Origin of the sequence: Salmonella sp. SAL-020 (assembly GCF_017372215.1) — a bacterium.
Lineage (GTDB): Bacteria > Pseudomonadota > Gammaproteobacteria > Enterobacterales > Enterobacteriaceae > Salmonella > Salmonella enterica.
In genome coordinates, this window is sequence record NZ_CP071690.1 from 1,747,523 (window position 1) to 1,759,631 (window position 12,109).

The 12,109-nt window shown below is 40.3% G+C and carries 9 protein-coding genes; all 9 read left to right on the forward strand.

From position 1 onward, the window contains the following. The 9 genes from J1G48_RS08190 to wzzB all read left to right on the forward strand — a co-directional run bounded on the left by J1G48_RS08190 (position 1) and on the right by wzzB (position 12,043). On the forward strand, positions 1–1,002 hold the full coding sequence (locus tag J1G48_RS08190; RefSeq protein ID WP_000868492.1) for a glycosyltransferase family 2 protein: 1,002 nt from the start codon (positions 1–3) through the stop codon (positions 1,000–1,002). A 574-nt stretch (positions 1,003–1,576) separates the two neighbouring features. Beyond that, positions 1,577–2,638, forward strand: coding sequence for a glycosyltransferase family 1 protein (locus J1G48_RS08195; RefSeq protein ID WP_001521643.1), 1,062 nt, complete (start codon positions 1,577–1,579; stop codon positions 2,636–2,638). Continuing rightward, positions 2,639–3,583 carry an O antigen biosynthesis rhamnosyltransferase RfbN gene (gene rfbN, locus J1G48_RS08200; RefSeq protein WP_000705151.1) on the forward strand — a complete coding sequence of 315 codons (945 nt, stop codon included), beginning with the start codon at positions 2,639–2,641 and terminating at the stop codon, positions 3,581–3,583. It begins immediately after the preceding gene. Further along, positions 3,584–5,023: a mannose-1-phosphate guanylyltransferase/mannose-6-phosphate isomerase gene (locus J1G48_RS08205; RefSeq protein WP_000009014.1), complete on the forward strand. Its 1,440-nt coding sequence runs from the start codon at positions 3,584–3,586 to the stop codon at positions 5,021–5,023. Further along, positions 5,010–6,443, forward strand: coding sequence for an O-antigen biosynthesis phosphomannomutase RfbK (gene rfbK, locus J1G48_RS08210; protein WP_001103643.1), 1,434 nt, complete (start codon positions 5,010–5,012; stop codon positions 6,441–6,443). Before J1G48_RS08205 ends, rfbK begins: the two co-directional genes overlap by 14 nt. Before the next feature lie 70 nt (positions 6,444–6,513). Beyond that, complete coding sequence (locus J1G48_RS08215; RefSeq protein ID WP_000368707.1) at positions 6,514–7,944, forward strand: undecaprenyl-phosphate galactose phosphotransferase; 1,431 nt, start codon at positions 6,514–6,516, stop codon at positions 7,942–7,944. 163 nt (positions 7,945–8,107) lie between these two features. Then, the gene (gene gndA / locus J1G48_RS08220; RefSeq protein ID WP_000043532.1) at positions 8,108–9,514 is read left to right on the forward strand and encodes an NADP-dependent phosphogluconate dehydrogenase; all 1,407 of its coding nucleotides are present in this window, start codon (positions 8,108–8,110) and stop codon (positions 9,512–9,514) included. 236 nt (positions 9,515–9,750) lie between these two features. Then, positions 9,751–10,917, forward strand: a complete 1,167-nt coding sequence (gene ugd / locus J1G48_RS08225; RefSeq protein ID WP_000704825.1) for a UDP-glucose 6-dehydrogenase — start codon at positions 9,751–9,753, stop codon at positions 10,915–10,917. Positions 10,918–11,059: 142 nt separating this feature from the next. After that, the gene (gene wzzB / locus J1G48_RS08230; protein WP_000215251.1) at positions 11,060–12,043 is read left to right on the forward strand and encodes an LPS O-antigen chain length determinant protein WzzB; all 984 of its coding nucleotides are present in this window, start codon (positions 11,060–11,062) and stop codon (positions 12,041–12,043) included. Positions 12,044–12,109 lie beyond the last annotated feature (66 nt).

The window sequence follows — 12,109 nt, forward strand, 5'->3', positions numbered from 1 at the left end:
ATGAAGGTATCATTTTGTATCCCAACGTATAATCGAGTAAAATTCATTGAAGACCTTCTTGAAAGTATTAATAATCAATCTTCTCACTCCTTAATTGTAGAAGTATGTATTTCAGATAATGCATCAACTGATGGAACGGAAGAGTCAATAAATATCTGGAGAGATAGATTTAATTTTCCAATTTTGTATCAAAGGCATAACGAAAATATTGGGCCAGATAGGAATTATTTATCTGCAGTTAATATGGGGACTGGAGATTATTGTTGGATTTTCGGAAGTGATGATATTCTTACAAAAAATTCCCTTGCATTGATGGAAGATAAATTGGCTGCCGGAAGTGACATTTATTTATGTGACAGACGAGAATTAGATATTTCAATGACGAAAATATCTAATCCACATCGGCGATGGTTAAATGGTGGCAGTAGATTATTTTCTTTTAGCAATGAAGCTGATTTGATAGAGTACTTTAGTAAATGTAACTCAGTCGGCGGACTTTTTAGCTACTTAAGCTCTATTATAGTGAAAAGGAATAAATGGTCTGACGTCATATTTGACGAGTCATACATTGGTACAGCTTATGCGCATGTATATATTTTATTAAGAATAATTAACAATATGAATTCGACCCTGCAGTACATATCACTGCCACTGGTTGATTGCAGAGGAGATAACGATACATTCGAAAGTAATGGGAAGGCTCGTCGAATAAAAATTGATTTCATCGGTTATTTAAAACTGAGGGAGGATTTTTATAATAACAATACAAAAATATATATCTCATTTGGACGGGTTCTTACAAAAGAGCGTCCTTGGTTTTATACTTCTTTAGCTATGGCATGTTATGGTGATTCCACCGATAGGGCTGAACTTGCATCATTTTATAAGAAGTTGGGATATCCGAAAATAGCCACCAATTTAATATTTCGTCTTAAAGGGCTGGCTAGCTACACTAAAAAAATAAAATTAGCAAAAATGGTAATAAAAAAAATATTTTCATAGTATCAACATCAATACAAATCGAGTTTATAGTATAAAAAATGCTTATGCTATTATTGTCGTGACTATTTAGCGTATAGTTTATACGTGTTTTGTAGGATGATTTATTTGCAATTTCCTTAATTAGAACCTTTAAATACTCTTGCTTTTTCGGATACAGTAACAGATGCTATATATGTATCTATAATATGTATGGACGGGGTTGTTTTTGACTATTTATCAATTTCAAAATTAAGACTTGTGGCAATTAGAGATTGTCGGAAACCCTAGTTTTCTTTCTTTTGCTTACTATGCTCTTGCATATCTTAGTGTTTACCATAGAGTGAGTATATTATGGCAGATGCTATTTTTTGTGGCATTTTTACTTGGTATAATATTTGGCTTAGTATTATGAACTGATTTTAATGGTGATTTTATAATAATTACAAGGCTTGCTTATATTTATTTGGATATGATTCCTTATTCATTTTTAATTATGATCCGTGGTTCATTTTAATGAAAATGTTTCCTAATAACTATTGGTCGTCCTTGTGATAATCGCTATACAAGCATGAATGGAAAAACGGAGAGCTATTCAATGATCGTTAACCTATCACGTTTAGGTAAAAGTGGTACGGGAATGTGGCAATACTCGATTAAATTTTTAACGGCACTGCGAGAAATAGCTGATGTTGACGCAATAATCTGTAGCAAGGTACACGCTGATTATTTTGAAAAGCTCGGTTATGCAGTAGTTACTGTTCCGAATATTGTTAGCAACACATCAAAAACATCGCGACTTAGACCATTAGTATGGTATGTATATAGTTACTGGCTTGCGCTGAGGGTTTTAATTAAGTTTGGTAATAAAAAATTGGTGTGTACTACACATCACACTATCCCCTTACTGAGAAACCAAACGATAACCGTACATGATATAAGACCTTTTTATTATCCAGATAGTTTTATTCAGAAAGTGTATTTTCGCTTTTTATTAAAAATGTCCGTTAAGCGATGTAAGCATGTTTTAACGGTATCTTATACCGTTAAAGATAGCATTGCTAAAACTTATAATGTAGATAGTGAGAAAATATCAGTAATTTATAATAGTGTTAATAAATCTGATTTTATACAAAAAAAAGAAAAAGAGAATTACTTTTTAGCTGTTGGTGCAAGTTGGCCACATAAAAATATTCATTCATTCATAAAAAATAAAAAAGTTTGGTCTGACTCTTATAATTTAATTATTGTATGTGGTCGTACTGACTATGCAATGTCTCTCCAACAAATGGTCGTTGATCTGGAACTAAAAGATAAAGTGACTTTTTTACATGAAGTCTCATTTAATGAATTAAAGATTTTATATTCTAAAGCCTACGCGCTTGTTTATCCATCTATTGATGAGGGTTTTGGTATACCTCCTATTGAAGCGATGGCATCAAATACTCCAGTTATAGTGTCCGATATACCAGTATTTCATGAAGTGTTAACCAATGGTGCATTATATGTGAATCCGGATGATGAAAAAAGCTGGCAGAGTGCAATTAAAAATATAGAGCAGTTGCCTGATGCAATTTCCCGATTTAACAACTATGTCGCACGGTATGACTTTGATAATATGAAGCAGATGGTTGGCAATTGGTTGGCGGAATCAAAATAAATGAAAATAACATTAATTATTCCCACATATAATGCAGGGTCGCTTTGGCCTAATGTTCTGGATGCGATTAAGCAGCAAACTATATATCCGGATAAATTGATTGTTATAGACTCAGGTTCTAAAGATGAAACGGTTCCGTTAGCCTCAGACCTGAAAAATATATCAATATTTAATATTGACTCTAAAGATTTTAATCATGGAGGAACCAGAAATTTAGCAGTTGCAAAAACTCTGGACGCTGATGTTATAATTTTTCTAACGCAAGATGCAATTCTCGCGGATTCGGATGCAATTAAAAATTTGGTTTATTATTTTTCAGATCCATTGATAGCAGCGGTTTGTGGTAGACAACTTCCTCATAAAGATGCTAATCCCCTTGCAGTGCATGCCAGAAATTTTAATTATAGTTCAAAATCTATTGTTAAAAGTAAGGCAGATATAGAAAAATTGGGTATTAAAACTGTATTTATGTCCAATTCTTTTGCTGCCTATCGCCGTTCCGTTTTTGAAGAGTTAAGTGGGTTTCCTGAACATACAATTCTTGCCGAGGATATGTTTATGGCGGCTAAGATGATTCAGGCGGGTTATAAGGTCGCCTACTGCGCTGAAGCGGTGGTAAGACACTCCCATAATTATACCCCGCGAGAAGAGTTTCAACGATATTTTGATACTGGTGTATTTCATGCTTGTTCTCCGTGGATTCAGCGTGACTTTGGCGGAGCCGGTGGTGAGGGTTTCCGCTTCGTAAAATCAGAGATTCAATTCCTGCTTAAAAATGCACCGTTCTGGATTCCAAGAGCTTTATTAACAACCTTTGCTAAATTCTTGGGTTACAAATTAGGCAAGCATTGGCAATCTTTACCGTTGTCTACATGTCGCTATTTTAGCATGTACAAGAGTTATTGGAATAATATCCAATATTCTTCGTCAAAAGAGATAAAATAAATGTCTTTTCTTCCCGTAATTATGGCTGGCGGCACAGGTAGCCGTTTATGGCCGCTTTCACGCGAATATCATCCGAAGCAGTTTCTAAGCGTTGAAGGTAAACTATCAATGCTGCAAAATACTATAAAGCGATTAGCTTCACTTTCTACAGAAGAACCCGTTGTCATTTGCAATGACAGACACCGTTTCTTAGTCGCTGAACAACTCCGTGAAATTGACAAGTTAGCAAATAATATTATTCTCGAACCGGTAGGCCGTAATACTGCACCAGCGATCGCTCTTGCCGCGTTTTGTGCGCTCCAGAATGCTGATAATGCTGATCCTCTTTTGTTGGTTCTTGCTGCAGATCATGTGATTCAGGATGAAATAGCTTTTACGAAAGCTGTCAGACATGCTGAAGAATACGCTGCAAATGGTAAGCTTGTAACTTTTGGTATTGTTCCAACGCATGCTGAAACGGGTTATGGATATATTCGTCGTGGTGAGTTGATAGGAAATGACGCTTATGCAGTGGCTGAATTTGTGGAGAAACCGGATATCGATACCGCCGGTGACTATTTCAAATCAGGGAAATATTACTGGAATAGCGGTATGTTTTTATTTCGTGCAAGCTCTTATTTAAACGAATTAAAGTATTTATCACCTGAAATTTATAAAGCTTGTGAAAAGGCGGTAGGACATATAAATCCCGATCTTGATTTTATTCGTATTGATAAAGAAGAGTTTATGTCATGCCCGAGTGATTCTATCGATTATGCAGTTATGGAGCACACACAGCATGCGGTGGTGATACCAATGAGCGCTGGCTGGTCGGATGTGGGTTCCTGGTCCTCACTTTGGGATATATCGAATAAAGATCATCAGAGAAATGTTTTAAAAGGAGATATCTTCGCACATGCTTGTAATGATAATTACATTTATTCCGAAGATATGTTTATAAGTGCGATTGGTGTAAGCAATCTTGTCATTGTTCAAACAACAGACGCTTTACTGGTGGCTAATAAAGATACAGTACAAGATGTTAAAAAAATTGTCGATTATTTAAAACGGAATGATAGGAACGAATATAAACATCATCAAGAAGTTTTCCGCCCCTGGGGAAAATATAATGTGATTGATAGCGGCAAAAATTACCTCGTTCGATGTATCACTGTTAAGCCGGGTGAGAAATTTGTGGCGCAGATGCATCACCACCGGGCTGAGCATTGGATAGTATTATCCGGGACTGCTCGTGTTACAAAGGGAGAGCAGATTTATATGGTTTCTGAAAATGAATCAACATTTATTCCTCCGAATACTATTCACGCGCTGGAAAATCCTGGAATGACCCCCCTGAAGTTAATTGAGATTCAATCAGGTACCTATCTTGGTGAGGATGATATTATTCGTTTAGAACAACGTTCTGGATTTTCGAAGGAGTGGACTAATGAACGTAGTTAATAATAGCCGTGATGTTATTTATTCATCAGGTATTGTGTTTGGAACGAGTGGGGCTCGCGGTCTTGTAAAAGATTTTACACCTCAGGTATGTGCTGCTTTTACGGTTTCATTTGTTGCCGTTATGCAGGAACATTTTTCCTTTGATACCGTAGCATTGGCAATAGATAATCGTCCAAGTAGTTATGGGATGGCTCAGGCGTGTGCTGCTGCATTGGCGGATAAAGGCGTTAACTGTATTTTTTATGGAGTGGTACCAACCCCAGCTTTGGCCTTTCAGTCTATGTCTGACAATATGCCTGCGATAATGGTTACGGGAAGTCATATTCCATTCGAGCGGAACGGCCTCAAGTTTTATCGTCCTGATGGTGAAATCACGAAACATGATGAGGCTGCGATCCTTAGTGTTGAAGATACGTGCAGCCATTTAGAGCTTAAAGAACTCATAGTTTCAGAAATGGCTGCTGTTAATTATATATCTCGTTATACATCTTTATTTTCTACTCCATTCCTGAAAAATAAGCGTATTGGTATTTACGAACATTCAAGCGCTGGGCGTGATCTTTATAAGCCTTTATTTATTGCATTGGGGGCTGAAGTCGTTAGCTTGGGTAGAAGCGATAATTTTGTACCTATAGATACAGAGGCTGTAAGCAAAGAGGATCGGGAAAAAGCTCGCTCATGGGCTAAAGAGTTCGATTTAGATGCCATATTCTCGACAGATGGGGATGGTGATCGCCCTCTTATTGCTGATGAGGCCGGTGAGTGGCTAAGAGGCGATATACTAGGTCTATTATGTTCACTTGCATTGGATGCAGAAGCCGTCGCTATTCCTGTTAGTTGTAACAGCATAATTTCTTCTGGCCGCTTTTTTAAACATGTTAAGCTTACAAAAATTGGCTCGCCTTATGTTATCGAAGCTTTTAATGAATTATCGCGGAGTTATAGTCGTATTGTCGGTTTTGAAGCCAATGGCGGTTTTTTATTAGGAAGCGACATCTGTATTAACGAGCAGAATCTTCATGCCTTACCAACTCGTGATGCTGTATTACCAGCAATAATGCTGCTTTACAAAAGTAGGAATACCAGCATTAGCGCTTTAGTCAATGAACTCCCAACTCGTTACACCCATTCTGACAGATTACAGGGGATTACAACTGATAAAAGTCAATCCTTAATTAGTATGGGCAGAGAAAATCTGAGCAACCTCTTAAGCTATATTGGTTTGGAGAATGAAGGTGCAATTTCTACAGATATGACAGATGGTATGCGAATTACTTTACGTGATGGATGTATTGTGCATTTGCGCGCTTCTGGTAATGCACCTGAGTTACGCTGCTATGCAGAAGCTAATTTATTAAATAGGGCTCAGGATCTTGTAAATACAACGCTTGCTAATATTAAAAAACGATGCTTGCTGTAAAAAATTGAATGTTATTTACTTAATATGCCTATTTTATTTACATTATGCACGGTCAGAGGGTGAGGATTAAATGGATAATATTGATAATAAGTATAATCCACAGCTATGTAAAATTTTTTTGGCTATATCGGATTTGATTTTTTTTAATTTAGCCTTATGGTTTTCATTAGGATGTGTCTATTTTATTTTTGATCAAGTACAGCGATTTATTCCTCAAGACCAATTAGATACAAGAGTTATTACGCATTTTATTTTGTCAGTAGTATGTGTCGGTTGGTTTTGGATTCGTTTGCGACATTATACATACCGCAAGCCATTTTGGTATGAGTTAAAAGAAATTTTTCGTACGATCGTTATTTTTGCTATATTTGATTTGGCTCTGATAGCGTTTACAAAATGGCAGTTTTCACGCTATGTCTGGGTGTTTTGTTGGACTTTTGCTCTAATCCTGGTGCCTTTTTTTCGCGCACTTACAAAGCATTTATTGAACAAGCTAGGTATCTGGAAGAAAAAAACTATCATCCTGGGGAGCGGACAGAATGCTCGTGGTGCATATTCTGCGCTGCAAAGTGAGGAGATGATGGGGTTTGATGTTATCGCTTTTTTTGATACGGATGCGTCAGATGCTGAAATAAATATGTTGCCGGTGATAAAGGATACTGAGATTATTTGGGATTTAAATCGTACAGGTGATGTCCATTATATCCTTGCTTATGAATACACCGAGTTGGAGAAAACACATTTTTGGCTACGTGAACTTTCAAAACATCATTGTCGTTCTGTTACTGTAGTCCCCTCGTTTAGAGGATTGCCATTATATAATACTGATATGTCTTTTATCTTTAGCCATGAAGTTATGTTATTAAGGATACAAAATAACTTGGCTAAAAGGTCGTCCCGTTTTCTCAAACGGACATTTGATATTGTTTGTTCAATAATGATTCTTATAATTGCATCACCACTTATGATTTATCTGTGGTATAAAGTTACTCGAGATGGTGGTCCGGCTATTTATGGTCACCAGCGAGTAGGTCGGCATGGAAAACTTTTTCCATGCTACAAATTTCGTTCTATGGTTATGAATTCTCAAGAGGTACTAAAAGAACTTTTGGCTAACGATCCTATTGCCAGGGCTGAATGGGAGAAAGATTTTAAACTGAAAAATGATCCTCGAATCACAGCTGTAGGTCGATTTATACGTAAAACTAGCCTTGATGAGTTGCCACAACTTTTTAATGTACTAAAAGGTGATATGAGCCTGGTTGGACCACGACCTATCGTTTCGGATGAACTGGAGCGTTATTGTGATGATGTTGATTATTATTTGATGGCAAAGCCGGGCATGACAGGTCTATGGCAAGTGAGTGGGCGTAATGATGTTGATTATGACACTCGTGTTTATTTTGATTCCTGGTATGTTAAAAACTGGACGCTTTGGAATGATATTGCCATTCTGTTTAAAACAGCGAAAGTTGTTTTGCGGCGAGATGGTGCGTATTAAGCTTACCGAGAAGTACTGAATAATAATTGTATAAAATAGCCTGCGTAAAATCTGAACGCATCAATCGCTACCTTAATATCATACCTTTGAGTTAACATACTATTCACCTTTAACCTGCCATGACCGTTTGTGGCAGGGTTTCCACACCTGACAGGAGTATGTAATGTCCAAGCAACAGATCGGCGTCGTCGGTATGGCAGTGATGGGGCGCAACCTCGCGCTCAACATCGAAAGCCGTGGTTATACCGTCTCCGTTTTCAACCGCTCCCGTGAAAAGACCGAAGAAGTGATTGCCGAGAATCCCGGCAAAAAGCTGGTGCCTTATTACACGGTGAAAGAGTTTGTTGAATCCCTCGAAACGCCTCGTCGTATCCTGTTAATGGTGAAAGCGGGTGCAGGTACTGATGCAGCTATCGATTCGCTGAAACCGTATCTGGAAAAAGGCGATATCATTATTGATGGCGGTAACACCTTCTTCCAGGACACAATCCGTCGCAATCGCGAGCTGTCTGCGGAAGGTTTTAACTTTATCGGTACCGGTGTTTCCGGTGGTGAAGAGGGCGCGCTGAAAGGGCCATCTATCATGCCTGGCGGTCAGAAAGATGCCTATGAACTGGTGGCGCCGATCCTGACGAAGATTGCTGCTGTGGCGGAAGATGGCGAACCGTGCGTGACCTATATCGGCGCCGATGGTGCTGGTCACTACGTCAAGATGGTCCACAATGGTATTGAATATGGCGATATGCAGCTTATCGCTGAAGCTTACTCCCTGCTGAAAGGCGGCCTGAATCTCAGCAATGAAGAGTTGGCGAACACTTTTACTGAGTGGAATAACGGCGAGCTGAGCAGCTATCTGATCGACATCACTAAAGACATCTTCACTAAAAAAGATGAAGACGGAAACTACCTGGTGGATGTCATTCTTGATGAAGCCGCCAACAAAGGGACCGGTAAATGGACCAGCCAGAGCGCGCTGGATCTGGGTGAACCGCTGTCGCTGATTACCGAATCCGTCTTTGCGCGTTACATCTCTTCGTTGAAAGCGCAACGTGTTGCCGCATCTAAAGTGCTCTCCGGGCCGAAAGCGCAGCCGGCAGGCGACAAAGCTGAATTTATCGAGAAAGTGCGTCGCGCGCTGTATCTTGGCAAGATCGTCTCCTATGCGCAGGGCTTCTCGCAGCTACGCGCCGCGTCTGATGAATATCACTGGGATCTCAACTACGGCGAGATTGCTAAGATTTTCCGTGCGGGCTGTATCATTCGCGCTCAGTTTCTGCAGAAGATCACTGATGCTTACGCAGAAAACGCTGGTATCGCTAACTTGCTGTTAGCGCCTTACTTCAAGAAAATTGCTGATGAGTACCAGCAGGCGCTGCGTGATGTTGTGGCTTACGCGGTGCAGAACGGCATTCCGGTGCCGACATTCTCTGCGGCAGTGGCCTACTATGACAGCTATCGCGCCGCAGTACTGCCAGCTAACTTAATTCAGGCGCAGCGTGACTACTTTGGTGCGCACACCTATAAACGTACTGATAAAGAAGGCATTTTCCATACCGAGTGGTTGGAATAATTTCTGCAAAAATGTTTAAGCCCGGTTTAATACCGGGCTTTTTTTTATCTCTATTCTTATTGATTTATCGCTTTTGCTTAATATTAACTTAATAATCTGTGTTTATCGTAATGAAGATAATCTGAATTGTTTTCGTCTGCGTTGCACTTTATATACTCAGGCGTTAAAACTTTAATATCTTATCAGGATGCGAAATACATCATGATTCATAATTAAGTTAATTCTGAGAGCGAATAATGAAAATCACGATATCCGGGACGGGTTATGTTGGCTTGTCTAATGGTTTGCTTATTGCACAACATCATGATGTGGTGGCGTTAGACATTGTTCCTTCCCGTGTTGAACTGTTAAATGATCGGATATCTCCGATTGTTGATAAAGAAATTCAGCAATTTTTAAAGGAAGATAACATCAGATTCAGGGCAACGCTGGATAAGTTTGATGCGTACCAGAATGCAGATTACGTCATTATTGCTACGCCTACGGATTACGATCCCAAAACCAACTATTTTAATACGTCCAGTGTGGAATCGGTCATTCAGGATGTGATCAGCATCAACCCCGCAGCCGTGATGATTATTAAGTCTACGGTGCCGGTTGGCTTCACGGCGGCAATGCGTCAGAAGTTTGCGACAGAAAATATCATTTTCTCTCCGGAGTTTTTACGTGAAGGTAAAGCCCTTTACGATAACCTTTATCCCTCCCGTATCGTGATTGGGGAACAGTCTGAGCGCGCCAGAGAATTTGCCGCATTACTCCAGGAAGGCGCTATTAAACAGGAGATTCCAACGCTGTTTACGGACTCCACTGAGGCGGAAGCTATTAAACTTTTCGCCAATACTTATCTCGCTATGCGAGTCGCTTATTTTAATGAATTAGACAGCTATGCTGAAACGTTAGGATTAAATACCCGACAAATTATTGAAGGGGTGTGCCTCGACCCGCGTATTGGCAATCATTATAATAATCCCTCTTTTGGTTATGGCGGATATTGTTTGCCAAAAGATACCAAACAGTTGCTGGCCAATTATCAGTCGGTGCCTAATAATATTATCTCCGCTATCGTTGAAGCAAACCGTACGCGTAAAGATTTTATTGCCGACGCTATCCTCGCCAGAAAGCCTAAAGTGGTGGGCATTTATCGCCTGATTATGAAGAGTGGCTCCGATAACTTCCGCGCCTCATCGATTCAGGGGATTATGAAGCGCATTAAAGCGAAAGGCGTAGAGGTCATCATCTATGAGCCGGTAATGGAAGAAGATACTTTCTTTAACTCACGTCTTGAACGTGATTTGCACTGCTTTAAACAGCAGGCGGATGTCATTATTTCCAACAGGATGGCGGCAGAGCTTTTGGATGTTGCTGAAAAAGTGTATACCCGCGATCTTTTCGGTAGTGATTAATAAGGCAATCGGGGCTGATGAGTCCCGATGATTTATTGACCAAATGGAAATAATGTCTGATTTTTATCATTAATCCTATGGCATATATTTGCTTTATGACTACACTGTCTCCAGCTTCATCCTTTTTTTAGTTAGGGTATCTATGACAGTGGATAGTAATACGTCTTCCGGGCGTGGGAACGATCCGGAACAGATTGATTTGATTGAGTTATTGCTACAGTTATGGCGTGGGAAGATGACCATTATTGTAGCCGTTATTATCGCCATTTTGCTGGCCGTAGGCTACCTGATGATAGCCAAAGAAAAATGGACATCCACGGCGATTATTACCCAACCTGATGCCGCGCAGGTTGCCACCTATACCAATGCGCTCAACGTCTTGTATGGCGGGAATGCCCCCAAAATCTCTGAAGTGCAGGCGAATTTTATAAGCCGCTTTAGCTCTGCGTTTTCCGCATTATCGGAAGCGCTGGATAATCAGAAAGAGCGGGAAAAGCTCACCATTGAACAGTCGGTAAAGGGGCAGGCGCTGCCACTCTCGGTTTCTTATGTGAGTACTACCGCTGAAGGGGCGCAGCGTCGGCTGGCGGAATATATCCAACAGGTGGATGAAGAGGTCGCTAAGGAACTGGAAGTTGACCTGAAAGATAACATCACGCTGCAAACCAAAACGTTGCAGGAGTCCCTTGAGACGCAGGAAGTTGTGGCGCAGGAGCAAAAAGATCTGCGTATTAAGCAAATCGAAGAAGCGTTGCGCTATGCGGATGAGGCCAAAATCACGCAGCCGCAGATTCAGCAAACCCAGGATGTTACCCAGGACACGATGTTCCTGCTGGGGAGCGATGCGCTAAAATCGATGATACAGAACGAAGCGACGCGTCCACTGGTCTTTTCTCCGGCCTATTACCAGACGAAGCAGACACTGCTGGACATTAAAAATCTGAAAGTGACTGCCGATACGGTGCACGTCTATCGTTATGTGATGAAGCCGACGCTGCCGGTCCGTCGCGATAGCCCGAAAAAAGCCATTACCCTTGTGCTGGCTGTATTGCTGGGCGGGATGATCGGTGCCGGGATTGTGCTGGGGCGCAATGCGCTACGTAGCTATAAGCCAAAAGCCTTGTAAGCTTCTTTGCCGGATGGTGGTCGGCTTCGAAAGGTAAAATTTCTCATAAAAAACCGGGCGTTGCCC